Raw genomic sequence first — 26,584 nt, 5'->3', positions numbered from 1 at the left:
CGGCCTTCCGCGTGCCCGGATACCGGCCTTCGACCTGGGGCCGTCCGAAACTCAGGTCTTCAACAGTGATGGACAAAGATGCTCGAGACCCTGGGCAAATACGCCGAGGCGGACTTTGAGTCGCCGCACTTCTTTCAGCTCACGCCGGAGGTTCTCCTGCTGGTCTGGGATCCAGCGCATCAGGTCAATGCCGCACCCAGGCTCGTGGAACAGAACGGACTGTCCTTCGGCTCCATCGCGAGTGTCAGGCTGACAAGGCTGGATGGCCGCTCGCGTGTTGTGTGGGCGCTTTCACTGAAGGATAAGGCCAGGCTGAACCTGAAGCTGAGTGCGGGCGCGATTGGCTCCGAGGCAACTCTTGCCGTTGATGCCACCCAGCCGGGCCCTGCTGCCGATGCCTTTGCCATTACCAACGGTCTCAGTCAGGCGGCCTGCGCAGTGTTCGTCACGACATTTCTGAGCGCCTGGTCGGGCATGTTCCGGCTGGGACGCTCCCGCAGCTTCGTCAATTTCGCCAGAGAGCTGCTGCGCTCTGTCAATGATGCGCCTCCTGTTGTGGAGGCCGTTGCCAGCATCGGGTCCGTCCGATTGCTGGAAACCCTCATCAACAGCGACAGCACCGATATCAAGACAGCGGTTCTGATCGGCGATGCAGGTGTAATTCGGCTGGACAGCGCGGTCTGCAACACGCCCTACAATGGCGGCAAGAGCAGGCTGTTCCTGGGAACCGTCGACATGCCGCAGCCGCCGGCAAACGGGTTTCTGGTGCTGTCGGGAAGCTGGGGACTGGCGATCCGGAAACTGGCAACGGACAACGTGAAACGCACGGTCGGTGCATGGTGGGCTGCCAATGTCCGCAAGCTGCCGGAGGTGCGCGACTATCTGGTGTCGGAAGTCGGGACGAAATCCGACGAGGCGCGGGCCGCCATCCGAGACCTGCAGGTAAACGACCCCTTGCCGGCGCGGCGGCATGGCACTTTGTCGGAAACCGGTTCCTTCTGCGCGGTGGAGACGGCTGTTGCCTGTGAGCCCGGTGTGCTGGTTGGCGGCTGGTTACGCGATCCCGGCCGGGTTTATCATGGGCTGGACATTCTCGCCGGTGACGCCGCGCCGATCCCGCTCGAGCTGCACACGTTCGACGGCGTCCTGCCGGAAACGCAGGGTGGATATGCGATCAAGCGCTTCGTCGCTTTTGCGCCGGTCGGCAGGGCGTTGCAGCACAATCTGCAGCCCCGGTTCGAAGCCCGGCTGGCATCGGGCGAACGTGAAGCGCTGGTGCCGCCACCACAGCCGGGCGACATTGCCGACATCAGGGCAAAGGCGCTGTCCGTCGTTACCCCGCGCCATGCGAGCGACGATGTTCTTTCCGGATGCCTGTCTCATGTCCTGTCCGATATCCAGTCGCGGTTCCGGCAGTCGGTCGGTGCGCCCTCCGAAGTCCTGTTCGGGAAGCCGCTCGCCGATCCGACGGTGTCCATCGTGATTCCGCTCTACAAGGTGTTCGAATTCATCAAGGCACAGCTCGCCGCCTTTTCCGCCGACAGCTGGCTGGCGGAGAACGCAGAGGTGATTTTCGTGCTCGATTCTCCCGAGCAGGTCACTCATGTCGAGGATCTGCTCGCAGGCTTCCATCTTCTCTATGGCCTTCCGCTGCGCCTTGTGGTCATGGAACGCAACGGTGGTTATGCGCTTGCCTGCAACGCTGGCGCGGAGGCGGCGCGCGGACGCTATCTGGCCATGATCAATTCAGATGTCGTGCCGGTGGAAGCCGGTTGGCTGGAGCAGCTTTGCGCCAGCCTGATGATGGACGAGCAGGTCGCCGCCGTCGGCGGCAAGCTGCTCTATGCCGACAACGCCATCCAGCATGCCGGTCTGAAATTCATTCAGGACGACAAGGGCCGCTGGTTCAACCATCACTACTTCAAGGGCTTCCCGCGGCAGTTTCCCGAAGCCAGCACCTCCCGTGAGGTGCCGGGGGTAACCGGTGCATGCCTGGTGCTGTCGAAAACCGATTTCGAAACTGTGGGCGGGTTCACGACCGACTTCATCGTCGGCGACTACGAAGACAGTGACCTGTGCCTCAAGCTGCGCAAGCTGAACCGCAAGATCTATTACCTTGGCGACGTTGAGCTTTATCACTTCGAGCGTGTTTCCATTCGCAAGAACGAAGACTACACGCGCGGTGTCGCCTCTCAATACAATCGCTGGCTCCACCAATCCCGTTGGCAGGACGACATCATTGCCCTGATGACGGCTGCGGAGCAGCGCGACAAGGGGCTGACTGCATGAATTCGCCGGTTCTCATCAAGGATGCGTCCAGACTGGTGACGTCCCCGCTCAGCAGCGAACGGCTTGCAGACCTTCAAGGCCATATCGGCCGCAACCGGTTCCTGCCGATCCCACCAAGCGAGGACAATTTTGTCGGCGATGGTGATTACCTGGCCATCGGAACGGAATTTCTGGGCCACTTTATCGAACTTGGCGGCCTTCAAGCACATGAGCGGGTGCTCGATGTCGGCTGCGGTATCGGCCGGATGGCTGTGCCGCTGACCCAATATCTGGATCCCGAAGCTGCCCGGTATGTGGGAATAGACCCGGCGTCTGCGGGCATTCAGTGGTGCACGCGCAACATCGGGTCGGTCTATCCCAACTTCCGGTTCATGCATCTCGATATCGCCAACGATCTCTACAATCCCGACGGCTACATCCGAGGCACGGAGATCGCCCTGCCATTTGCCAACGGCTCATTCGATTTCGCCATCATGACCTCGGTGGTCACGCATCTCCCGGCCGAGGAGATCCTGCCGTATTTTCGCGAAATCTCGAGGCTCATGGAGCTGGGCAGCAGGCTGTTCCTGTCGGCCTTCGTGGTCGCGCCGGACCGGGCGGCAGGGCTGACACCGCGGGTCGTGTTCCGCCGTGATGGCGAAGGGCCCGCCTGGTATGCCAACCCCCGGGCCCCGCTGGCAGCCGTCGCCTTCGACGATGGTTTCCTCGACAAGGCCCTGGAGGCTGCCGGGTTCAAAATTGCCCTGAAACGGTTCGGGCACTGGCGCGGCAGCAACGGGGCACCGCATTACCAGGACTTTTTCGTTGCCGTGAAAACCTCGCGGGGAGTGTCGTGATGCGGATCCTGGTCTTTGCGCACAATCATCCGGATCTTCATCCCGGCGGCACGGAGACCGTCGCGCTCGAATTGGCCCGAGCCTACCGCAAGGCCGGGCACGAGTCGCTGTTTGTCGGTGCAACCAACCACCTGCACCGAGACCCGCATCCGGGCACGAGCTTCCAGGCCATCAGCGACAGTGGTGACGAGCTGTTGATGTGGGCCGGTCATTTCGACCGGTTCAACATGAGCCAGATCGACCTGCAGGCCTTCGTGCCGGATATGCGCACGCTGCTGGAAAGTTTCCGGCCGGACGTGGTCCATATCCACCATCTGCTGCTGTTTGGCGTCGAGCTGCCGGTTCTTATTCGCCGTGTGCTGCCCGATGTCCGCATCGTGATGACGCTGCACGATTATTACGCGATCTGCGCCAATGACGGCGTCCTGATGAAAAGTCCGGACGAAGCCTGTGCGGCGCTCGGGCCGGGGGGCTTGTGCAAGTGCCTGCCCGAGGCGAAGCCGAACGACATGCGTCTGCGTGAGCGGTTCATCAAGACCCATCTGGAGGCCGTCGACGAGTTCGTTTCTCCAAGTGCGTTTCTGCGCGACGTTTATGTGCGCTGGGGATTGCCAGCGGAAAAAATCAGGATCATCCGGAACGGCCGGCCGGACGTGACGCCGGCTGCGAGCCGGGCGGCTGCAGATACGCCGAAGACCGTTTTCGGCTACTTCGGCAATCTGACGCCCTGGAAGGGCGTTGAGGTGCTGCTGCAGGCGGCTAAGCTGCTGGTGGACAAGGACATGGATTTCGAATTGCGGGTCCATGGCGGCGCTCCTTTCCAGAACCAGGACTTCGTCAAGCGCATCGACGCGCTGTTCGAAGAAACCGCGCCCAGGGTTCAGCGTCTGGGGCCTTACAAACCCGATGATGTTGCCGATCTCATGGAACCTGTCGACTGGGTGGTGGTGCCCTCGCTCTGGTGGGAAAACGCGCCGCTGGTCATTGCGGAGGCACAGCAGCATGGGCGGCCGGTGATCGCCAGCGGTGTCGGCGGCATGGCCGAAGCCGTCAGGGACGGTGTCGACGGCCAGCATGTGCGCAAGAACGATCCGGTTGGCCTCGCCATCGCCATGGCAACGGCAGCGGGAGATGCCGAACAGTACCGGACACTTGCGGGCAACATTCGCAGGCCGCCTTCCGTCGGTGCCGTTGCCGAACAATATCTGCGCCTTTTTGCCGACCGGCAATCCACGGCGCGTGAACCTGCAGCCTGAGGAAACCGGCATGAGTGTAACCCCTCTTGAACAGGTAAAACCCGGATCGGACGCCAAGCCGCCGCAAGTCGGTGCGGAGGCCGGGGAAAAGGTCGTTTCCGCGCGGTTGCAGGGACGTGTCGATGCATTCGAAAACGGCCGGTTGCTTGGCTGGGCGTGGGACGCCTCGAGCCCTAGCGACCGCATGACCATCCACGTCTTCCACGATGGTGAGCGGGTGCTCAGCAAGGTAGCTGAAACCCAGCGCATCGACTTGAAGCGCAACGGCATCGGTGACGGCAATTATGCGTTCGACATCGAATTGCCCCAGGCAGTTGCCGCAGCACCCGGTGGTCTGACGGTGGTGGCGGAAACGCCCAAGGGGGAGGCGCAGCTCAAGCTGCCGCGCCCGAGCGCCGAAGAAAGGGCAGCAGAAGCTGCCGTCGCGATGCCGTTGGCTGTCGTGATGGAGAAGGTCGACCGGCTGATCGTGGCGCAGCGCCAAAGTGCCGTCGGCCAGCGCGATGCGACCGCGGTGCTGCGAGAGACGGTACAGCGGATCGATGCACTGGCCTCGAATGAGGGCGAACTTGGCGAGGCCATGTCCATTCTCAAAAGCGGCCAGGGCGACCTGTCCCAGAAGGTCAAGGAGCTGGAAGTCTTCCTTCTGCGCTTCGATACGACGCTGAAAGGGTTCGATGACCGCCTGAAGGCCCTGGGCGAGAAGAGCCGCAACAATCTCAAGGTTCATATTCTGGTGCTGGCGATCCTTCTCGGGTTTGTCGGCGGCATGCTGTTCGCCGCCCTGGGCGGTCTGTGGAGGTAAGGATCGATGGAGCCTGTCGTCTCCCTTGAAGGCGCAAAGAAGTTGCCCGCAAGAGCGGAGCGGCAGGCATCCGCACTCAAGGGGCAGGGGAGCGACGAGGCTCGGGTTCCGCTCGACGGGCGTTCGGTCCTTTGTGTCAGTCTCGACCGTGAAACGCTGTTGATTGCCGGCGTGGGCGAAGCCTTCGCCGGCGGACTGCCGGCCATCCTCAATGAAGATCCGAAGATGGCCGTGCCATGCACGGTAGCCGTCCTGGCCGCAGGCAACCGGATTTCGGGAAAGAAACGTCCTTTCGTTGCGATCCTGTCTCTGGCGCCGGATTCACCTGGCCGTCCCGAGCGGGTAACGATCCGCAGCCAGGGGCATGCCTATCCCTATGCCTTCAAGCACCGGGCGGGGGATCTCAAGAGCTTCCTTCAGAGTGTCGGTGACCTGACGCCGCAATCGGTGCCCGACATCGTCGATGGTCTTGTCCAGGCCTTGCTGGGGTCAGGTGTCACGCCTCAGGCCATGCAGACGGCCGCAAGGATTGTCGATGCCGTTGCAGGGCGTGATGGTTTCATCGAGGTCCTGGGCGTTTTCGATGCCGGAGATATCTATCTGCAGGGCTGGGCCAAGGGAATGCCGGCAGGCGTCAACCGGGTGTTTGTTTTCGACGGGGCGCTGAAGCTCGGAGAACTGGCCGGAAGTCTGTTCGAGCGCCAGGATACCGGCGGCAAGGCGTATGGTTTTTCAGGCTTGCTCGAAGTCGAGGGTGGTCTCGATGCCAGGTTGCTTCGCAAGGTATTCTTTCGTGGCCGCGCCGGTTGGAGCGTGGTCGAGGTTCATGAACACAGGACCATGCCGCCGGCCCGGGCTCTTCCCTCCCACATACGGGCCCTGTTGCCGAAGCTCTCCCCCGCGGGTGACGGCAGGGCCCGGCTGGAGCTCGCGGGCCGGCGGTTCGACGGCAGGGAAACGGTTAGCGAGCTGGATGTGCCGGTCAGGGTCGGCATAGATTTCAGCGCTTCGCTGGATCGGGCCGGCGCTTTGTTGTCGGGCTGGTTGCTGGATCCGGAAGACCGTGTCGAAACGGTCTTCCTGCGCTCGGGGTGCAGGAGCTGCCGCCTCGATACAAGATGGACGACGCAGCAGCGGCCAGATGTAACAAGTGCGTTTGAAACCCTGTCACCGTTTCTGAACGGGCCGGATGCTCTTCAGCGGCACGGGTTCCTGGTGCACGTTCCTGCCGAGGAAATGGCCGGCTCTGACGGCGCCTATCTTGAAATCGTGCTGAAAGACAGCCGGTCCGCCTTCGCTCCGCTGACACTTGGCAGGGCCTCGACGCGCTCCGCTCTCCGGCGGCTTGTGTCCGGTCTCGACCCGGCAACCGCCTTCCGTCCCGATTTTCTGGAACGGCACCTCTTGCCGGTGCTGCAGGCCAACGATGCACCTGATCCGGTTGTCGTGGAAACGATCGATCTGGGGCCTGTGCCCGAACACGCCGCTTTTGCCCTTGTGATCGGGCTCGACGGGAATTTTGAAAAATCACGTGTCCTGTTGTCACTGTGCGCTCTCGATCCTGTTCTACGGGCGGCGCCGGTGGTGCTGGTTGCTTCGCATGAAGAAGCGCTCGAGCAGATCGAGGACTTCAGACAGCTTGCCGGTTTCTATGGTCTCGCCGTCCGCCTGGTGCTGGCGGACCACGTCGAGGACGCGCTCGATGCGCTTCAGGCGGGCGTCGAGGCCTCACCGGCAGAGACGGTTGTTTGCCTGTCTTCCGGTGTGTTGCCGCGCGAGGCGGGCTGGCTGGAGCCGCTGCTCGCGGCGTTTCAGGCGCAGGACGCTTCCTGTATTGCAGCACCCACCCTGCTCTACGAAGACGAAACCATCAGGTGGGGCGGTGCCTGGGTCGAACCGGAAGACGGCCGCTACCTGCTGAAGCAGCATTATCTAGGTTATCCGCGCCGGACCCTTCATGGCGCGGATGTCAGTCCGGTTGCCGCGGCTCCGTTCGATTGCTGTGTCCTGCCCAGATCGGCGCTGGCGGAAGCCGGCGGCTTTTCCAGGAAATATCTCGGCACAGACGAGAAGGGGCTCGATGCCGCCCTGCGGCTGAAGCTGTCGGGCATCGGTTCGCTCTGGGTGCCTCAGGTGGAGATGATCCACGCCGAGGACAGCGGCCCGGGAGAGCGTTCATGGAAGAAGCTGGTCTCCGAACTTGATCGCCGAAGCTTCGAGCGGATCTGGTCTCCGGTGCTGGCAGACCTTGCGGAGGATATCGCATGACGGCGCCTGCCGAGGACAGACCAAAGGCTGCGGGCGGGACGTTGCGGGTGCTCGTCATTTCTCACGGCCATCCGACACTGTCGCTGGGCGGTGCGGAAGTGGCATCCTACAATCTTCACCAGGGGCTGAAGTCCCTGCCGGGAACGCAGTCGTTCTTCCTGGCAAGGGTTGGAGACGGTTATCCGCGCCACGGCCAGTCAGCACTGATGGGCGTTGATGACGCCGACGACGAGCTGCTGTTTCACGCCGATGATTACGATCCGTTCCTGGTCTCCAACCGCAACACCGGAGACCTCCAAAGGGATCTGCGCCGGTTTGTGCGCACGTTGCGCCCGGACGTTGTGCATTTCCATCATTTCATCGGCTTCGGTCTCGAGACGCTCTACACGGTGCGTGACGCCTTGCCCGATGCCGTCATTCTGGTGACCTTTCACGAGTTCCTGTCCATCTGCCATCATCATGGACAGATGGTCAAAGCGGGTGGCCACAAGCTATGTGATGCGGCCTCGCCGATCGCCTGCAACAGCTGCTTTCCTGAGATATCGCCTGCGAGCTTCCTGCGCCGCCGGCAATTCATCAAATCCATGCTCGGCCTTGCCGATGGTTATATTTCGCCCAGCCGTTTTCTGGCCGACCGCTATGTCGCCTGGGGGCTGCCGGCGGACAAGATGACCGTTATCGAAAACGGTCTGAATGTGGGCGAGCAGGCGGCGTCTCGCCCCATGGCGGCGGGAGGGCGGCGGAACCGTTTTGCGTTCTTCGGCCAGATGACGCCCTACAAGGGTGTGGACGTGTTGCTGGATGCGGTCCAGCGAATTCCCGAAAGCGTCTGGGGGGACGATGCCACGCTGACGATCCACGGTGGCAACCTGGAGCGCCAGCCCGAAGCGTTTCGAAGCCGGATTTCAGAGCTTCTTGAAGTGGCCGGATCGCGCGTGCGCTTCGCCGGCAGCTATCAGAACAAGGACATGCCGTCGCTGATCAGGCAGACGGACTGGGTGATGATGCCGTCGGTGTGGTGGGAGAACTCACCTGTGATCATTCAGGAAGCGTTCTTCCATGGGCGTCCGGTTATCTGCAGCGGCATCGGTGGCATGGCCGAAAAGGTTCGCGACAAGGTCGATGGACTGCATGCCCGGCCGGCAAGCCCGGAAGACCTGGCGGACCGCATGGCCGAGGCCTTGCGCGATCCGGGTCTGTGGCAGCGTCTGCGGACGGGCATCAGACCACCCAAAACGCATCTCGAAAGTGCCGGCGAGCACGTGACCCTTTATCGCGAGGTTCTAGATGGCGGCCTCGCGTCTCGTCCCGGTGCCCTCAAGCAAAGCGCCTGAGAAGACAAAGGAATATGGAATGACACGCGTTCTGGTGATGATACCGTCCGGCGAAGTCTACGACCACAACAATGTCCGCTGGTACAGACACCAGGACATTCAGCGAAACCTGAACCACTATCACAATATCGGCGATGCCTTCGTCTTCGATTCCTCGCTGAAGCTGTTGAAGTACGACCGGCTCGAGACACTGACGATCCGCGAATTCGACCCGGCGGAAGTCGACCGGCTGCGGGATGAATTCGACTATGTCGTGTTGCGTGGGTCCAACTACATTCACGACGACATGGACTGGGAAATGGCCGAGCAGGTGCTGCACCGGCTAGGGCTTCCGGTTCTGGCTTTCGGGATCGGTGCCCAGGCTCCGGTGGACGGAAAGCTGGTGCTGTCGGATGCCACGAAGAACGTCCTGCGCCTCATCTCTGCCTCAACGACCTCGGTCGGCGTTCGCGGCGCCTATACCGCCGAGGTGCTGAAGGACATCGGCATTTCCAACACGCGGATCATCGGTTGTCCGACGGCCTTTCGCCACAACGATCCGGGCCTCAGGATCACCTTGCCCGGCATCGACCGGATCAGGAAGGTCGGCCTGACCGTGCGGCGTGAAGTGTCGCCTGCCTATGCCAGGGATATCCGGCAGTATCTCACCTTTCACCGGGATCTGATCAAGTCGGTTGCGGCCCGCTTCGACACCGTTCTGATGGCGCAGGGCGAGCTGGAGGAAAAGAAGCTGGTGCTCGGGACGCCCGAGCAGAAAGAGCGGGCAATTTCTTCGCTTCGGCAAAACGCCTGGGTTGGCGAGTGGTATCTGGACGACGAGATCGAGTGTCTCTATCGCAACTGCATGTTCTACTCGGATGTCGTTGCGGACTATGACGCCTGCGTCAAAGCCTGCGACCTGGTGCTCGGCTATCGCCTGCACGGCAATCTGATGGCTTTGGCCAACGGGGTTCCGGCGCTTTACTTCACCTATGACAGCCGCACGCGCGAATTTGCGGAAACGTTCCGGATCCCGAGTTTCGACGTCTTCAGCGAGAAGGTGTTTCGCCTGAGCGATTATTGGGACCAAGGCCTCTTCGATCAGTTCAACCGGGCCTACGAGGCCACCTATTACGCCATGAGCGACTTCCTGAGCGAGAACAACGTGCCGCATGTGATGCGGGAGCGGGCGGCGGCACAGCAGCGGCGGGTGGTGGCGCTCATGTGACTCTATAAAGTAATAATTTCGAAATTCAAAGTAATTTATATGTATATTTTGATAGAATTTCCGCTAGAAATGTATCTATATTTTATAAATCACAATAAGTAGATAAATATATTTACATAATTCTATGTTGCGCCGCATTATTGTCACAAACAAACATAAATGATGTGCATGTATATTAGTTGAGCAAGCGTATCTCCGGCAGGGGGCGCTTCACAGTTCAGATGGGGGCTTGCATGACAGTCGTGGCCACACAAGACACGTTTCCCGTTCACAACGCCGCACGCGAGATGCTGCTCTTGAAAGAGCTGACCTTGATCGTCGTTGGCGTTTCAAGGCAGGACATTCCCGGGCCATTGCTCGAGGCGGTCAAAACGGTCTGGTTCGAAGGTGTCGAGGACGGTTCCGCCTTGTTTTCCGATGAGAGCGCGGGCCGGTTCCAGGTGTCGGAAGCACCGCTCCTGCCGCTGGCGGTGATCGTGGATCCGGCTGCGACAGAAGCCAAGGACGAGCTTCTCAAATGGCTGCAACAAAGGGGCTTGGTGCAGTTGCCGCCTGTCATCGGCTGGGGCCGGGGCGGTGAAGTGGAGGCCGTGTCCTCGATGGTCGGCCTGGTCGCGGATCATGTGAAATCCGGTGCACGGCGTCTGGTTCTGTCCAGCAAGGAATTGAAGACACTTCGAAGCCTGAACGACGATTTGCAGAACCGGTTCGCGGCGCTCGAGGCTTTCCTCAACCGGCATGGGTTGCAGCCGCTGGACCTTCTGTTCAGCAACGAGCCTGCTGAAAACCCGCTCAACGCGAATGTGCTGGCCAGCGCATCCGTCGACGGCGTCAGCCAGATCCTGCCCGTGCCGAGTTCCGGCGTCAGCGGTGTGGCGGTGCATGTCGAACAGACCGGCGCGCGTCCCGATATCAAGCTGCGTGCCCAGCTGATGACGCTGGAAGACCAGAGGATCGTTGATACCTGGCATTTCTCCAGCGGCGATCTTTCCACGGGCTGGAACATCTTCGGTCTGTCGCGTTCGACAGCCGGTCTGCGCAGAACGCTGGAATTCCGCTTGAAGGTTGAAGAGACGGAGGACGAGGTGCCGCTTCTGTCCGTCGGTGGCCTGCAGCCGGTCGAGATGTTCCAGGTCCGCGATGCCGCCAACGACTTGCCGGTTCTCAAGAACAGCCTCGCGCTTCAGGTCTGGGGCGGCATTCCGGGCGTCTCCATGCCGCCGCATGCGAACTACATTCCGGCGCAGTCGCAGCAGGTAAACCAGGACGAAGGCTTCCGCGACATGCCGATCGCCCCGGGTATCCTGGAGCACGCCAGCCTTGCCAATTCCGATGAGGTGTCCTTCGATTTCGAGGCGATCATGCCGTTGCCGACTGAGCGGGCCATCGGCTGTCATCCGCCTGCAGAAGGCATGACGATCGGGCAACTGCCGGCGGCCTGTCCACCGCAGGTGATCCGCATGTCGGCCAAGGCATTCATCGACAACAGCCGGGCGTCCGACATCGATTTCGCCATCGTGGTTGCCAAGGATCTCGGTGCGGCCAGGGCGCTCTTCAAAGGGGAGCGGGAACAGACGGTTGGCGAGGCGTTTTCCGGCTGGAAAACCGTCAGCTTCGGCGAGACGGCTCACTTGAGCGCCTTTGCCGGCGAGCGGATCGGGGTCTGGCAGAATGTCTATTTCGCTACCCGGATGAGCGAAGCGGACGGCAATGATTTTGCCTGGGCGAAATTCGCCAACTTCCGCGCCGTCGTGAGTGGGTAGGCCGGCATGCTCCAGCACACTGGCTCAAGACCGGGCCTGCCGAATGTGCGCTACGCACAGTTCGGCGGATCCGGCACGCCCTCGGCCACGGTCGCCATCGTCATTCCGGTCTACAAGCACTCGGTCCTTCTGACCGAGGCCATAGACGCGGCACTGGCTCAACAGGCACCGTTCAACATAGCGGTTGTCATCGTTGATGACGGCTGTCCCTTTCCCGAGACGGGTCAGACAGGTCGGGCTTATGCGCTCGCCTATGACAATGTCTATTATCTCAGGAAAGCCAACGGAGGTCTCAGTTCGGCGCGCAATTACGGCATCGACTTCGCCCTGCGCAGCTTTGCCGATCTGGAAGCGATCTACTTTCTGGATGCCGACAACCGGATTACGCCCTCGGCGATCCGGACACTGCTTGATTTCATGCGGTCCAGCGATGGTGTGGATTGGGTCTATCCCAATATCGACAAGTTCGGGATCGAGTGGAACGGCAACTATACAGCGGACTATTCGCGCCTTCTGCACGTTACCTTCGACAATATCTGCGAGGCTGGCAGCCTGGTCTCCAGATCCCTCCTCGACGCCGGGGTTCGTTTCGACGAGAGCATGAAGTCCGGCTTCGAGGATTGGGATTTCTGGCTGCAAGCGATCTCGCATGGCTTCAAGGGGGCGAACTATCCCTTCTTCGGTTTCGAGTACCGCCAGCGCGCCGAGAGCATGCTGCGGGATTCCAACCGGACCCGTGACAGCATCCTTGGTTACATCAAGGACAAGCACAAGAAGCTGTTTTCCACCGAAACACTGCTTGGCTGGGAACACGAGGAAGCGCCCCGGTTCGTTGCCTTCGGAGCGGACACCTATCTGGTCGATCTCTTCACCGATCCTGCGGTTGCGCACAACAAGCGCAGCATCGAGGAGTTCGTGAAGACCTTCTGGGCGGCGCAGGCGGAACCTGAAACCTTTGGCGTGCCACCGTTCTGGCTGTGGATGTCGCCCGCACACAGGGAAGCGCTGAAAAGCTGTGGTCTGTTGCACAACGTATTGTGGCTCACCGAGCGCCTGTCGGCGTCCCACCACTTTGTCGCGCTCCGCTTTGAGAGTGACAAGGATCGGTTGGCGATCGAGGTGAACGAACTGGGCGAAGGCAAGGAACTTGCCAAGAAGCCGCTTGGATGGATGTGTTCGCTCGACATCATGAAGCAATGCGTCGAGGACAAGTCCGACGACTGGATCCGGACTTTGCGGGGCGCCAATCCGGCGCCGAAGATTGCCGAAGTTGTCGTGCGCGGACCGTTTTCAGCAGAAGACATTCAAGGCACGGCCCTGTCTGCCACCAACAGCCTTCTGGCCACGCTGGGGGCGTTGCGCGACTCCGGTTACCGGCACGGTCCCGGCAAGCGCTGGATCTGGCGTTCTGCCTATTTCCCGGACCGTAGCAAGTATTTCGAGCTGCTGCGCCATAGTGCGGGGGCGTCCCCGATCATGCCGCGTCTCGGCAAGGAAGGCTCGCCACTGAGGGTTGGTCTGCTGTTGCCGATCGCAACATTCGGCGGCGTCGAGAAGGTTGCCTACGCGGCTGCCCGGGTTCTGAAAAAGGCCGGCTGTGAAGTCCATCTTTATGTGTTCGGCAAGCCGGTCTACAACCATATTTCCGACAATGACGGGGTGTTCGACACCATCAACTTCCTGGCCGACGACTATCCTCTCTGGGGTGGTCCCAATATGTTCTCCGGACACGAGTTGCTGATGGGGCATGACGAAAACGCGCGGGCCGAAGAGGTTCTCGGGTTCCTGTCCGGTCTTGATGTGGTGATCAACAACCAGCTCGCACCGGCCAATGCCATCTTCGGCGAACTTCGCCGGCGCGGGGTCAAGGTCGTCAACTATGTGCATGTGCTGGACAGTTCGGAACTCGGCCGTCCGGCAGGCCATCCTTACCTGACGCTTGCCTATGAGCACATCTACGACAGCGTGCTGACCTGCTCGCGCGACATGGCGGAATGGCTGCACGGCATGGGCGTGCCGGTTGCCAAGTTGCTTCACATTCCCAATGCCGCGGGCTACCCGATGGTGCCGGAAGACGTCAAACGCCTGTCGGACACCCGCCTGCAGGACCGCGACGGCCGCCTGAGGGCCGTGTTCCTGGGCCGCCTGGACAGGCAGAAAGGCATCGAGCGGATCTTTGCCGCAGCACGTGCTCTGAAACGCAAGGGCGTCGATATCGACTGGCGCATCGTCGGATCGGACGTCATGGATGCCGGGGCGGGCGGTTCCTGGAAGGAGCGGTTCGCGGAGCTTGGTATCCGGGTCGATCCGCCCATCTATGACAGCCGCCGGCTCAGCCGCCTGCTGGCCTGGGCGGATGCCTTCGTGCTGCCGTCCCGCTGGGAAGGCGCGCCACTCACGATCATCGAGGCACAGCGTCTCGGCTGCGTTCCTGTCGCCACCGATGTGGGGGCCGTGGGCGAGCTGATCGAGAACAAGGTCGATGGTCTTTTGCTGCGCTCCTCTGACGATGGGGTGGTGACCCACGACCTGATCACTGCGTTGGAGACATTGGCAAAGTCGGAAAGGCTGCTTCGAAGCCTTTCGGCAAATGCGTCGCAGCGCAGTGCGGAACGCAGTTGGGACAAGAGCCTGCAGCCGTTCCTGCGGCAGTTGCACAACTGGTTCCCGGATCGGCTGCAAAGCATCCGCCGGACCAAGGCGCCGGTCGCGCAGATTTCCAGTTCATCCGAAACGCCCGGCCGGGGTGCAAGTGCTGACGGGGCATCGCTCTGGCAGCAACGGCGGCGTCAGACGTCCGCACAGTAATCGAAGGGCCCGAGCCCACATTTTGAAAGGTGCAGTTCACATGAAGAAGCTCTTCGTTCTCAACGGCGGTGCTGCCGTCAAGCCGGGCAACAAGTCGGCATTCCTGAAAATCGACGATCCCCTGTCGACCTTCGCGCGTGGCGGGATCAACACGGGCGACGTTCTCGTCTATGACGCCATGCTGAAGGCGCTGGCCTATGACCAGATCACCAATGTCCAGTTCGCCCACGCGGCCGACGAAAAGCTGTGGCCGACAGGCGACTACGACGCCACGGTCATTCGCGGGTCCAACTATCTCACCGAGACAGTCGACATCGGCAACGTCATTCCGCTTCTGAAAAAGCTCAAGGGGCCGATCGTACCGGTGGGCGTCGGTGCCCAGGCGGCCAAATACAAGAAGCTTGAAATTCCAAAGGGCAGCATCGAGGCGTGGAAGATCATCGCCGACAAGTGCGAGACGATCGGTGTGCGCGGGGTCTACAGCGCCGAAGTCTTCAACGACATCGGCATCAAGAATATCCGGATCATCGGTTGCCCGAGCTTCTACCGTAACCTGAGGCCTTCCATCGAGATCAAGCCGTTCGATCCGGCCAATGCCCGTGTCGGTCTGACGCTGAACAAGTATCTGTCCGCCGACTACGCCTCCAACGCGACCAAGACCAACCGCATGCAACGGGCGCTCATCGAGGCCGTCGCCAAGCGGTCGTCCAATCGTCTCTATTCTCAGGGCGAGCGCGAGGAAACGCTGGCGATCTTCGAGACCGGCGAAGCCAAGCAGAAGCACATCCGTTCGATCCTCGGGAAATACAATCTGGAGGGCGACAAGGATGTCGAGGCGTTGATGAGCGAGCGGATGCAGGCGTTTTTCGACGTTGACGAATGGGCAGCGGATGCGCGGGACAATGTCGACGTTCTGGTCGGCTTCCGCCTCCATGGCAACGTCATCGGCCTGCACCAGGGCATTCCCGCGGTCTTCTTCACCTACGATTCCCGTATTCGCGAATTGTCGACGCTGTTCGCGATCCCGTCGGTGGAGATCGAAGACTACATGCCGATCAATCTGGAAAAGATTTTCGAGAACGCCGACTTCTCCAAGGTCCAGCATGTCTACCGGCTGAATTATGCCGAGTATCACCGTTTCCTGACGGAGAACGGTCTCAACCATGTGCTCGCGAAGCCGGTGGCTTCTCCGCCTGAGCAAGCGCTGGTGAAGCCGAACCTGGTGAAGATCGACCAGTCGACCGAAGAAGTCACCGACTGGTTCCGGGGTGAGGTCGATTACATGACCAGCGAGATCGAGACCTTGCGCAGCCGTGCCTGGAACCTGGAGCTGAAGCTTCGCGAGAAGACGTCACCGGATGCCGGCGCGAAACTGGCGAGCTGATCGGTTCGCAAGCATCATGACACCAACCAGTCCAGTGCTGAGCCGCCGCCGGTTTCTGACCGGCGCGGCAGCCGGCGGCATTGCGGGCGCTGCGCTTTTTGCGTCGCCCCGCCGTTTGCTGGCCCTGACCTCGAACGATCTGCCTGCGCCCCTGCAGCAGATGGATGGCGACTGGCAGCTGACCTTTCAGGAAGACTTCGACGACCTCAGCCGGTTCCAGCAGACCTGGGATCGCATGCGGATCGGTGGGGACGGTCATCCGACCATGCGCTACCCGCGAAATGTCGTGATGCGGGATGGCGAACTCGACCTCAAGCTCGGCCATCAGGCCGATCCGGAACGGCCCTTCACGGGCGGATACGTGCGGACCCGGAGTTTCCGCCAGACCTATGGATATTTCGAATGCGAGATGCGCATTGCTCGCGAGGCCGGCGTCAACAATGCCTTCTGGCTGATATCCGACCGCGCAACGCAGGGCGACACGCATTTCGAACTGGATGTGGCGGAGGTCAAATATCCGAACATCGTCCAGGTGTCGGCGCGCCGCTGGAGCCCTGAAAAGAAGGTTCTTGCGGCCAGCTACAGGGCCCACATTCGCCTGGATGACACCTTCCACCGTTACGCCATGCTCTGGACGAAGCAGGGATTTCGGTTCTACGTCGACGACATGGAGGTCTTCGACGCTCCAAACGATTTTGCTCACACGCCGGCGCTGCTGCTGCTCAGCAATGCGGTTGCGCCCTTTGCCGGCAAGAACGACGGCGATGTTGCCGGAGCTGCAACCAGCATCCGCACCGTGAGGGTGTTTCAGAACACTTCAGCCTAGAACGGCATGCAGTCTGCCAATGAATTGAGCCGGCAAGAGCGTTTGCCGGCTCAAACTTGTAATGCTTCAGCCTGGGTCAGGCGACGGTTTCGTAGCCGCGCGGGTTCTTGCAGACCCAGTTCCAGGTGTCGCGGCACATGTCCTCAAGGCCGCGTTCGGCTTTCCAGTTCAGCAGCTTTTCAGCAAATTCCGTGTTAGCGAAACACTGTGCCACATCGCCTTCGCGGCGGGGGGCTATGGAATAGCGTATCTGTCTGTTGGAAGCCCGCTCGAACGCCTTGACCATCTCCAGCACGCTGTAGCCGTTGCCGGTGCCAAGGTTGACCGCGAAGCAATTCGACGGTGCGGCACCTGCCCCCAGCACCTCATGTGCCCTCAGATGGCCTTCGACCAGATCGATCACGTGGATATAGTCGCGAATGCCGGTTCCGTCCGGTGTGTCGTAGTCGTTGCCGAAGACGGAAAGCTCTTCCCGTCGGCCGTCGGCAACCTGTGTGATGAAGGGCATGAGATTGTTCGGGATGCCTTGCGGGTCTTCGCCCACCAATCCGCTTTCGTGAGCGCCGACCGGATTGAAATAGCGCAGGATGCCGAAGCGCCAGGAGGGATCGCTGGCAGCGACATCGCGCAGCATTTCCTCGATCATCAGCTTGGTGCGGCCGTAGGGATTGACGGCCGAGGTCGGATGATCCTCCGTGAGCGGCAGGAATTGCGGATCGCCATAGACGGTGGCCGAAGACGAGAAGATCATCTGCTTCACGCCGCAATTGGCCATGGCCGACAACAGGCGGTGGGTTCCCACGACGTTGTTGTCGTAATAGGCGAGGGGGATCTTGGTCGATTCACCGACCGCTTTCAGCCCGGCAAAATGCACGACCGCCGAACAGCGGTACTGCTTGAGGATCTCCTCCATCCGCGACTGATCCCGGATATCGGCAGTTTCCAGCGACACGGTCGCGCCGGTGATGGCCGCAACCCGCTCGAGGCTGACCTTGCTCGCGTTGGACAGATTGTCCACCACGACGATGTCGTGCCCAGCCTGAAGAAACGCCACGCAGCAATGCGAGCCGATATAACCGGCACCGCCGGTGATGAGTACAGTCATCCAAACCTCTTTTGGCTTCGACGGTGAATACGGAAAGGAAATTCAGCCCTGAATATCAAACAATTATTCTTATTTGACGTCATTCATTCATCAGGATTTGTTGGGCTGAAATAAGGCCTCAAGATCGAGGTAAAATAAGCATATTTTAGCGGTGTTTTGAAGTGTTTCCAGGCTGACTGTTCCGGACATGGTCTGTCGAACCGGCTCAGTGTTTCTGGGTCAATTGACCTCGCCGGCACCGTTGAGGGTCTGATGGCGATAGCCCGTCGGGGTGATGCCGGTAAACCGGCGGAAGGCGCGTGTGAAATGCTGCGGGCTCTCGTAACCGGCCAGCATGGCAACATCGATGACCTTGAGCGATGGATTCTCAAGGTTCTTGCGTGCCAGCTCGAAACGGGCCTCCTGAAGAAGCTGCGAATAGGAGTTTCCGCATAGCTTGAGACGTCGTTGCAAAGTTCGTGTGCTGACACCTGCCATCTCCGCGGCAAAAGCAACACCTGTGCGTCCCTCGGTTAGATATGGCTGAATCATCTTTCGAAGCAGGCTGACAAACTCCCAGCCTTCCATTTCCGATACGTGAAGATCTTTCGAAGTTGCCGGACCTTTCGCTTGAAGGGCTGGTTGGCGGGGTTCGGGAACTTGCGTTGAAAGAGCGAGAGACGATCGTTCCACGACAACAGAAGTATGCGGTTGGCCAACCCTGAACCATGTGTGGGGAAATGCGGTGTGTATGGCCTCGGTCACATGATGAGGGGATATGAAGCACATTTCACTCGGACACCACTTTGGCCCCGCCACGCTTCGCATCACTGAAATCACCGCCTGAAGGTTCAACCACTCCGCAAAGCACAGGTGAGGATGGCGCCCCAGACCTTTCATGTCGCAGATCACGCGGACGTCGTCTCCTTCAGGCCGGAGGGTCATCTCCAGGACACTGTCCTCGAACCGAGAGAGGGCAGCCAGGGATTCCAGGCGTGTGAGGCCGGTTTGCGCCGTCATGATGGCGGCTTGCTGGATGGGACGCAAAGACGACAGCGAGGAAGCCTGTGCGCCAATCAGGCCAAGCTCCATGGCTGGCAGATCATGGCCCGTTCTTGCGATCCATTCCAGGGCAATGGGAATACTGATGTAGAGATCCGGGGTCTCTTCAACGTGTTGCGGCAGTTTGGAATGGGCAAGCGCGCGGTCGACCGGAGCGCCAATGTCGCGCAGTGCGGAGATAAAATTGTTCAGATGAGCCGCCCGGGCGAGTGCAAGCTTGCTTTTCACACGAAATCCCCTTGGCCCACCCGCCTGAAAATTGGCGCGCAATGGTCGGAGTTCGTGTTTCCAACCGGTCAGAATGACTATGCCACGTCTTTCAACTCAGGGTAACATAAATGCCCAGCCGAAAGAACAGTTCCGACAAGGAGCTTGCCAAGGTCAGGTCGGCGATCGCCGGGCTTGCACTGGCAGGTACGATATCGCTTGAGGCCACCGCAGCCCGTCTCGAGACCAGCCCGCGAACGCTTCAACGAAGCCTGAAATGCCACGGCACCACCTTTTGGGCACTCGTAGATCAGAGCCGGTTCAGCATCGCCGCTGCTTTGTTGCACGAAACGGACCTGAGGGTTCAGGAGATCGCCGCAAGGCTCGGCTACAGTTCACCAAGCGCCTTTGCCCGCGCGTTCACCAGATGGTCAGGTCAGACGCCCAAGGCATGCCGATTAGCGCAAAGTAACGTGGAATCAGGGGAGTTGAAATGGCGCGTAATGGGCAGAAGTGACACATGACTTTACGTAAATTAAGGCAGTAAACGAGACCTGATAGAGGAGGGATGCGGGATGATCCGTCCGACCGCCGTGAGCTCTTTGGCGTTGTTTGTCGTCCCAAGTTCTGGACTGCCGCGGATCTTGTCGGCCTGATCCGAAAAAACGCCACATCCGGCAACGGATCGGCTCGCCAGCGCGCTTGTAGTGCAGCTCTCGTGAGCCGTGGACCCGCAAGACTTGACGCATCGATACAACACGCCGGTGGTTGACCGGTCATTCAGCTAAATATTTGGAAGAAAAGGAAGTTTATTATGCACAAGCTCTCCATGAGTTGTGGAATGGTTCTGGCCCTGTCTCTGGCCGGTGCTTCCCATGCCGAAGTGACAGAACAGGTCGTCCAGTCACTCGGCGCGCCCGACCGCATCGAAACGAACATCGGAACGCTGGAGTTTCGGGACGGTGCGCCAAGCGCGGACACAGCGCAGAAGGTCTTCGACACGCTGGATTTCACCCGTGCGCTCAACGTCTATAACAACAGCTTTCGCGGTGCTTCGGCGCTCGGTATCCAAAAGGGTTTCCAGAGCGTCGGCGCTGGTTACAACGACGCGGTGATCACCTCTGAACTGATGGATTCCGCGTCGCTGTTCCTCACCGGTAACGCCGACACGGTCTATTACCTTTCGGTCGTTGATCTTTCGAAGGGGCCGATGGTGATCGAACAGCCGTCTGACGGGGTTGGCACGATCAACGACATGTGGTTCTCCTGGATCATCGATGTTGGCGGCCCCGGGCCGGATCGCGGCCTGGGCGGCAAATACCTGATCGTCGGCCCGGGTTATGACGGCCCGCTGCCTGAAGGCGGTTACTTTGTTGCCCACTCCAAGACGAACCGCATTCTCTACGCCTCGCGCGCCTACCTGGTCGACAGCGACCCCAAGCCTGCGGTCGCGAACATCAAGGCAAACTTCAAGATCTATCCCTATGCGCCCGGAGGCTATGGCACCAGCATTGCCCAGGCGCTGACCGGAACGGTCCGCCTCGGTGCGAATGCCAAGATACCCGAGACTACCTTCGTTGAGGCCAGCCACCTGTCGTTCAACACCATTCCACCGAGCGATATCGGTTTCTACGAGTGGATCAACGAGAACGTCCAGGCCGAACCCGCGACCAGCTATAACGTGGAACTTGCCGGGCAGCTTGCCGCAATCGGCATCGTCAAGGGCAAGGAATTCGCGCCGGACGACCGGATGAAGAAGATCCTCACCAATGCGGCTGCGGTAGGGCAGGCTGCCGGCCGAGTGCTGAACTGGCGCCCCTACAGTGCACACCCGGACTGGGCGTACTATCCGGGTTCCATGTGGGGCAGCATGCTCTGGGAAGGTGGCGCCTTCTTCGAAACTCCGCCGCCGGCCTTTGAAGACGGCATGTTCAAGCCACTTGCAGCAACCGGTGCCCGCACGCTGGATTCACGTACGGCCTTTTACTACGGCTACACGCTCGACAGCCCCGGCATGATCATGAACATCCCCGGCGTCGGCTCGCAGTATCTGATGGGTTTCGTGGACAGCAAGGGAGAGCCCTATGATGGTGCGAAGACCTACAAGGTGACGCTGCCAAAGGATATTCCGGCCAAGGCGTTCTGGTCCTTTACCGTCTATGACAACCAGACCCGGTCGATGCTGCAGACACCGCAGAAATATCCGCGCGCGGGGTCGCAGAGCTATCCCTCTCCAGCGGCAACATCAGCCGAGGACGGTTCCACCACTGTCTGGTTCAGCCCCGAGCAGCCCAATGGTGTGGACCGCGGCAACTGGATCCAGACCAATCCGGAGAAGGGCTGGTTCACCATCCTGCGTCTCTACAGCCCGCTTCCATCCTTCTTCGACAAGACCTGGCGGCCGAGCGAGATGGAGGAAGTTCAATAGGAACGCCTGGAGTGACCGGGTAAGCCGGCGCCAGACTGTCCGGGCCATCCCGGAGGCGGCTTTGCAAGCGGGAGTGTAGCGCTGGGGAAGCCCGGTCGTCTCAAGCTGACTTGACCGCCTCTGGAATTTCGTCCTTGAGCCACTTTCGCGTATCGGAAGTGGCTCCATTGTCAATCTGTTGGGAGACTTCAGATGAAGCCGCAGGAACTTGCAGTAAACAGACGGACACTGGTAACGAGCCTGGCCGGAACCGCGGCAATTGCGGCGGCAGGCTCCTATTCGGCAGCACATGCCGCGGAAGACAATGCCGACTTCCTTTTTGTCCAGACTTCGAAAAGCATGGCATTCGATCCGGCAGCAATGACACTGACGCTCAAGGATATCAGCCCGACGACGCTGTTCTTTTCCGATCGACCGGAGCGGATCGCCGGCAACATGACCACCGCTGCATTCCTTCCGTTCTGGAGCGAAGGCACCGACAGCTTCCTCTCGGATCCGCCGAATGCCGATATTTCGGTTCTTGAAGGCGACGCGCTTCGTCAATCGGTGGTGGTCCTGATGGATCCTCGTCTCGAGGGGAATGATCTGGTCTATGCGGTGAAAACGATCGAGGGCGAGTTGCCTGCGACCGGGGAAAACGTCTCCGTCTTTATTGATGTCATCGGCATGCCGATGACGCCGATTTCCTATGCCGGCGCCCGGCGCCGCGTCTATCGCCGGGCATATATGTACCGGTGAATTGTCTGAAAAAGAGGCCGTGTTCACGAGGGACAATGCGGTGCGGGAGAACGACATGCTGAGTATTGCGCTGAAATCGGTTGCCTCGGGCGGCCTTCTGGTCTGCCTTGGACTTCCGGCGGCCGCTGCCGATATTGCCCAACCGGACGAACGCCCGGTGGAAGCGGAACCCTTCCACGGCTGGCGCTTTGAGGCGGGTCTTTATGGCTGGCTCCCGGATATCGACATGACGACGTCGGCGGGGGACAATGTCGAGCTTCCTCTGTCGGAGATCCTGCAGAACCTGAACTTTACCGCCATGGGACAGCTCACTGCCGAGAAGGGGCGTTTCGGTGGATTTGCCGATTTTATCTACCTCAATCTGCAAGGTTCGGAGACGTCCACGGCGAACATTATCAGACGGCCGGTGGAAACCGGGGTGGGCGTTGCGATCCAGGCTTTCATCAACACGTCAGGCGTGACTTACGCCGTGATTGACACTCCGCGGACAAAGATCAGAGCGCTCGGTGGCCTGAGATACACCTGGATCGACACCCAGTTGAGCTTCAATATCGGCCGCGTGGGCGGTGAGGTAAATGCCGGAGGTCATGTGTTTGACGGGATCGTCGGCTTCAAAGGTGAGACGAGCCTGACGGACCGATTTTACGTCTCCTATTACGGGGACATCGGCACCGGCCAGAGCGATCTGACCTGGCAGGCCTTCGGCGGACTTAACTACCGTTTCGACCGGTTCGATGTGGTTCTGGGATACCGCTACCTGGACTACAATTTCGACGATGACTCGAAGCTGAGTGACTTGACGATAAACGGCCCGCTGATCGGCATGAAAATGAGATTCTAGACCGGCCGATTTCGTGAGCGTGTCGGACGGCTGTTCGCTCGTTCGACGTCTGAACTGCCGGAATTGCCTGCCTGATTTGCCGAGGCTTGTTTGCCCTCTCCACACCCTGTGCCTTCAGCCCGCAAGCCCAGACGGCCCCAACAACGTCCTTAAGGCTGGGTGGCAGTTTATCGGCATCGGTGCGTCAACAGTCTGGCGCCGGACGCGCATCTGTCTCGAATAAAAGCAATCTTGGAAATTACAACTTAAGATTTAAACCCTATAAGCCTGTCGATTGCCGTCAGAAGTCCCGGCCGAGGGATGTCTGTCTGGCAATGCGCATGCGTAGGTTTGATTGCGCCTACGCAAAACAGGAATTGTTTTGGGATTTTTCGGGGGCTGCCGTGCAGAAAGATGTTGGATTGGTTCGATTTGCGTTTGTTTTCACAGGGTTGTTGATCGCAATAGCGATCATCAGTGCCATTTTGGAAACTTTTACCGGAATTTCCCTGAACGGTTCGGTGAACCAGATTGCCTCTGTTATGGGAGCTGCATCGGACGCAGGACGGCAGTTTTACAGGAAATATGAAGTCATCCCCGACAAGAGTTTCTCCTGGTGGGCCTCTTTTCAGATGACACTGGTTGAAATCGCTATTTCCATGGTTTTTGCAGGGGTGTTCTTCTGGTTCCTGCTTTCACAAGATGAACTTCCGAATGGCCTCGGATCAATAATGGTCTTTGTCGTGCCGCTGATGATCTTCGTGTTTGCGATTTCCTGGGTTTCGAAACGTTTCATGTTTAGAAGCGCTGCACGGCATGCCGAGAAAATACATCTGAAAAATCAAGCGAAGAGCAGCACGGTTTTCGAGTGACGTTGGAACCTGTCCCAGGAAAACCAGCACGGCAGCGCCGCTATTTGAGCATAGCGCCAGCAGCGGTGCCGGTGGAGCCTGATCGGTCGGACGCTCGAGGTCGCCAAACAGGTGAGCCGATGGCAGCTTCGCGTTACGAAGCTGCGAATGTGACCTTCACGCCGCGCTGGCGGAAATAGGCCTGCAGCAGCTTTCGGCCGGACCGGTTGTTTTGTACGAGCCTGTCCGGATCAAGGACAGCTTCTTTCAGACCCTCACGTTTCAACGCGGCCTTCAGGGCTGCGATGTGCAGATCAATGTCTTCATTATCCGCCTGAAGGGATTCATATACGCGGTCTGTTGCATCCGCTACGGTCAGTTCGCTCAATGGTGCATTCCCGATGTTGTTTGATTGGCGCTTATTCGATCCCTCGGAATAACACAAGGTCAATAGCGTGTGCTGACTGGATGTCTTTGCATGCAACGTGTGCCGTGCGCACCGTTTGCAGCCTGTGCCGGCGCAGCATCGAGCAATGGCAGGGAACTCAACAACCCGGCAAGACCGGTCACAACTGCCCTTCGACAGGGAGCGTTCCGATGATGCCGGTGGTGAAGCGCTGACCCAATGTCGATCCCGGATCCGAAGTGAAGGTGACGATCTCGCCGTCCTGCTCGCTCTTCCACAGGATCCTGCCATTGTCGTTCAGTTCGAGCCGGTAGCTGTTTTGCAAAGAAACGCCTTCGTTCAGAAAGGCTGTCAGCCGGCGCGCCAGTTCGGTGCTTTCCACGTAGAGTCCGATTTCCGTATTGAGGTTGGCAGACCGTGGATCCAGATTGAAACTGCCGACGAACAGCGACGTGCCGTCAAACACCGCGGCCTTGGTGTGCAGCCCTGCCTTCGACTCCGTCGAAAAGAGCGTTTGTTGAACTTTCGCGGAATCGGCCCTGACTTCGTGCAGCTCGACACCTGCTGCCAAAAGTTCCACGCGGTATTTCGAATAGCCGGCGTGAACGGCGATTACGTCGTTTGAACTGAGCGAGTTGGTGAGAACACGAACTTTCACGCCGCGGGCAGAGAGCTCCTTCAGCTTGTCCGCGCCTGCTTGGGTGGGAACGAAATAGGCGTTCTCCATCAGCAGTTCACGCTTCAGCCCGTCCACCTTGCCGACGAGAGCCTTGAGGATCTTGCCACCGTTCTTTCCGGCGACAAAATCGGCCGGATCGTCCCAGACGACATAGGTCGGTGCCCAGACGAGTTGCCGCGTGAGAGTTGACATCGACTGGCGGACGGCAACCACTTTCTGGCGGAAAGGATAGGGGTATCCTTCGGTATCGATCGTCTCTTCCAGCTTTCTGCGGGCATTTTCCAGGTCGGTTTTTCCAAAGGCCCGGTCGACGCTGGCCCCGACCGGCACTGACCAGTCCCTGTTCCAGAAATAGTCGAAGACGCTCGAGGCATCCCGCACCACGGGGCCGACCGCCGCGATGTCCAGGTCGCGATAGTTCGAGTCCTCGGACACGTCGAAATAGTGGTCGCCGATATTGCGCCCGCCGAGCAGGGCAACCGCATTGTCGGCAATCATCAGCTTGTTGTGCATCCGGTGGTTCAGGCGGTCGAAATCACCTATCAGGTTCAGGACTTGCGAAGACCGGTTCACGAAGGGATTGAACAACCGGATCTCGATGTTCGGATGGGCATCCAGACTTGCGAGGATTGCATCGCGTCCGTTGACGTTGATATCATCGATGAGAAGGCGCACGCGTACACCGCGATCCGCACTCCGCAACAGGGCCTGCGCGAGGATGCGTCCGCTCTGGTCCGCATCCCAGATGTAGTATTGCAGATCAAGGCTGTGCTCCGCGAGTTCCGTCATGGCCACCCTGATGGCGAACGCGTTGCGCCCGGTCGTGACAAGCGAGACACCGGATTTGCCCGGATGACTTTTTTCAGCTGTCCGGAAAAGGCGGCCCAGATAGGTGCTTCGATAAGCTGTAAAAGCAGTCGTTTCTACGCGCGGAAAATCTCTGTTCAGCGTCGAACAGGCCGCCAATAGCAGCATTGCAAGACCTAGAAGACAGGTCCAGGTTCGCATCGTTCTCCCCATGACAGGCGCCCGTTGCCAAAAAGCCCAAACCAAAGACTGGGCCGTCGTACACTCTAACTCTACCCTGAATTGTTACTTCATGCGTGCCCAGCGGTCCATTGTGCGCTTTGACAGGTGCTCTCCGGTACCAGTCCGCGGTTGCAGGTCTGCCCGGTTATGCGAACTTGCCTGGTCGCATCGATTTTCAGGTGATCGGCATCCGTTACGAGCAAGCCATCGGAAATGAGTTTCATCTTGTCGTAGAAACCGCCGGCGGCGTAATGCCACTTTGTTTCGACCACCAGGTTGCCAACTGACCGGGCCTCAAAGTCACCGCCTTCGCCGTATTGGCTCGGGGGCGGACTGCCTTCGAGGTTGTCGGTTGCCAGGTCTGTCAGGCCGAGACTGTCAAGGATGCTCCACTGGTTGGTGGAATGGAAGTCGTCCCCGGTGCTTGTCGCAGTGGAAGACATCAGCGCCGTTGCGGTTCCGGCGAGACGACATCGGTGTTGGTGCGCTGCGTCTGACCGACAG

The 26,584-nt window shown here is 59.7% G+C and carries 21 protein-coding genes; 16 read left to right on the top strand and 5 right to left on the bottom strand.

Annotation, left to right across the window (positions count from 1 at the left end; all coding sequences use genetic code 11):
- The first annotated feature begins 78 nt into the window (after positions 1 to 78).
- The 11 genes from ACYQ54_RS06955 to ACYQ54_RS06905 all read left to right on the top strand — a co-directional run bounded on the left by ACYQ54_RS06955 (position 79) and on the right by ACYQ54_RS06905 (position 16,776).
- A complete protein-coding gene (locus ACYQ54_RS06955) occupies positions 79 to 2,289 on the top strand; it encodes a glycosyltransferase family 2 protein (protein ID WP_460080584.1) in 2,211 nt (736 codons plus the stop codon).
- Positions 2,286 to 3,125, top strand: a complete 840-nt coding sequence (locus tag ACYQ54_RS06950; protein ID WP_460080582.1) for a class I SAM-dependent methyltransferase — start codon at positions 2,286 to 2,288, stop codon at positions 3,123 to 3,125. The genes ACYQ54_RS06955 and ACYQ54_RS06950 overlap by 4 nt, the downstream gene beginning before the upstream one ends.
- A complete protein-coding gene (locus ACYQ54_RS06945; RefSeq protein ID WP_460080581.1) occupies positions 3,125 to 4,381 on the top strand; it encodes a glycosyltransferase family 4 protein in 1,257 nt (418 codons plus the stop codon). The genes ACYQ54_RS06950 and ACYQ54_RS06945 overlap by 1 nt, the downstream gene beginning before the upstream one ends.
- A gap of 10 nt (positions 4,382 to 4,391) precedes the next feature.
- Positions 4,392 to 5,186, top strand: coding sequence for a hypothetical protein (locus tag ACYQ54_RS06940; RefSeq protein ID WP_460080579.1), 795 nt, complete (start codon positions 4,392 to 4,394; stop codon positions 5,184 to 5,186).
- Positions 5,187 to 5,192: 6 nt separating this feature from the next.
- Positions 5,193 to 7,454, top strand: coding sequence for a hypothetical protein (locus ACYQ54_RS06935; protein WP_460080576.1), 2,262 nt, complete (start codon positions 5,193 to 5,195; stop codon positions 7,452 to 7,454).
- Positions 7,451 to 8,788 carry a glycosyltransferase family 4 protein gene (locus ACYQ54_RS06930; RefSeq protein ID WP_460080574.1) on the top strand — a complete coding sequence of 446 codons (1,338 nt, stop codon included), beginning with the start codon at positions 7,451 to 7,453 and terminating at the stop codon, positions 8,786 to 8,788. Before ACYQ54_RS06935 ends, ACYQ54_RS06930 begins: the two co-directional genes overlap by 4 nt.
- A 19-nt stretch (positions 8,789 to 8,807) precedes the next feature.
- Positions 8,808 to 9,995, top strand: a complete 1,188-nt coding sequence (locus ACYQ54_RS06925; RefSeq protein ID WP_460080571.1) for a polysaccharide pyruvyl transferase family protein — start codon at positions 8,808 to 8,810, stop codon at positions 9,993 to 9,995.
- Between the two features lie 233 nt (positions 9,996 to 10,228).
- Positions 10,229 to 11,758, top strand: coding sequence for a DUF6212 domain-containing protein (locus ACYQ54_RS06920; protein ID WP_460080570.1), 1,530 nt, complete (start codon positions 10,229 to 10,231; stop codon positions 11,756 to 11,758).
- Between the two features lie 6 nt (positions 11,759 to 11,764).
- Entirely contained in the window at positions 11,765 to 14,566 is a 2,802-nt protein-coding gene (locus ACYQ54_RS06915; RefSeq protein WP_460080569.1) for a glycosyltransferase, read from the top strand.
- Between the two features lie 40 nt (positions 14,567 to 14,606).
- Positions 14,607 to 15,950, top strand: a complete 1,344-nt coding sequence (locus ACYQ54_RS06910; protein ID WP_460080567.1) for a polysaccharide pyruvyl transferase family protein — start codon at positions 14,607 to 14,609, stop codon at positions 15,948 to 15,950.
- 16 nt (positions 15,951 to 15,966) lie between these two features.
- Positions 15,967 to 16,776 carry a glycoside hydrolase family 16 protein gene (locus ACYQ54_RS06905; RefSeq protein WP_460080565.1) on the top strand — a complete coding sequence of 270 codons (810 nt, stop codon included), beginning with the start codon at positions 15,967 to 15,969 and terminating at the stop codon, positions 16,774 to 16,776.
- Positions 16,777 to 16,852: 76 nt separating this feature from the next.
- On the opposite strand, the gene galE is transcribed toward ACYQ54_RS06905, so the two are convergent.
- Together galE and ACYQ54_RS06895 are read right to left on the bottom strand one after the other, a co-directional pair.
- The gene (galE, locus tag ACYQ54_RS06900) at positions 16,853 to 17,881 is read right to left on the bottom strand and encodes a UDP-glucose 4-epimerase GalE (protein ID WP_460080562.1); all 1,029 of its coding nucleotides are present in this window, start codon (positions 17,879 to 17,881) and stop codon (positions 16,853 to 16,855) included.
- 219 nt (positions 17,882 to 18,100) lie between these two features.
- Positions 18,101 to 19,150 carry an AraC family transcriptional regulator gene (locus ACYQ54_RS06895; protein WP_460080561.1) on the bottom strand — a complete coding sequence of 350 codons (1,050 nt, stop codon included), beginning with the start codon at positions 19,148 to 19,150 and terminating at the stop codon, positions 18,101 to 18,103.
- Positions 19,151 to 19,260: 110 nt separating this feature from the next.
- Between ACYQ54_RS06895 and ACYQ54_RS06890 the strand changes: the two genes are divergently transcribed.
- The 5 genes from ACYQ54_RS06890 to ACYQ54_RS06870 all read left to right on the top strand — a co-directional run bounded on the left by ACYQ54_RS06890 (position 19,261) and on the right by ACYQ54_RS06870 (position 23,987).
- Positions 19,261 to 19,653 (top strand): helix-turn-helix domain-containing protein, encoded by a 393-nt coding sequence (locus ACYQ54_RS06890; protein ID WP_460080559.1) that lies wholly within the window; start codon positions 19,261 to 19,263, stop codon positions 19,651 to 19,653.
- 290 nt (positions 19,654 to 19,943) lie between these two features.
- On the top strand, positions 19,944 to 21,557 hold the full coding sequence (locus tag ACYQ54_RS06885) for a DUF1254 domain-containing protein (protein WP_460080557.1): 1,614 nt from the start codon (positions 19,944 to 19,946) through the stop codon (positions 21,555 to 21,557).
- A 192-nt stretch (positions 21,558 to 21,749) separates the two neighbouring features.
- Positions 21,750 to 22,295: a hypothetical protein gene (locus ACYQ54_RS06880; protein ID WP_460080554.1), complete on the top strand. Its 546-nt coding sequence runs from the start codon at positions 21,750 to 21,752 to the stop codon at positions 22,293 to 22,295.
- A 55-nt stretch (positions 22,296 to 22,350) separates the two neighbouring features.
- Entirely contained in the window at positions 22,351 to 23,136 is a 786-nt protein-coding gene (locus ACYQ54_RS06875; RefSeq protein ID WP_460080553.1) for a hypothetical protein, read from the top strand.
- A gap of 320 nt (positions 23,137 to 23,456) precedes the next feature.
- Positions 23,457 to 23,987, top strand: coding sequence for an ABZJ_00895 family protein (locus ACYQ54_RS06870; RefSeq protein ID WP_460080550.1), 531 nt, complete (start codon positions 23,457 to 23,459; stop codon positions 23,985 to 23,987).
- A 133-nt stretch (positions 23,988 to 24,120) separates the two neighbouring features.
- Here the strand turns inward: ACYQ54_RS06870 and ACYQ54_RS06865 are convergent, their stop codons facing one another.
- The 3 genes from ACYQ54_RS06865 to ACYQ54_RS06855 form a co-directional block, all read right to left on the bottom strand.
- Positions 24,121 to 24,354: a hypothetical protein gene (locus ACYQ54_RS06865; RefSeq protein WP_460080548.1), complete on the bottom strand. Its 234-nt coding sequence runs from the start codon at positions 24,352 to 24,354 to the stop codon at positions 24,121 to 24,123.
- Positions 24,355 to 24,532: 178 nt separating this feature from the next.
- The gene (locus ACYQ54_RS06860; protein ID WP_460080547.1) at positions 24,533 to 26,059 is read right to left on the bottom strand and encodes a phospholipase D family protein; all 1,527 of its coding nucleotides are present in this window, start codon (positions 26,057 to 26,059) and stop codon (positions 24,533 to 24,535) included.
- Positions 26,060 to 26,148: 89 nt separating this feature from the next.
- Entirely contained in the window at positions 26,149 to 26,523 is a 375-nt protein-coding gene (locus ACYQ54_RS06855) for a hypothetical protein (RefSeq protein ID WP_460080545.1), read from the bottom strand.
- Between the last annotated feature and the right edge of the window lie 61 nt (positions 26,524 to 26,584).

The organism is Roseibium sp. LAB1 (assembly GCF_054658235.1).
This window is presented reverse-complemented; position numbering and strand designations above follow the sequence as displayed.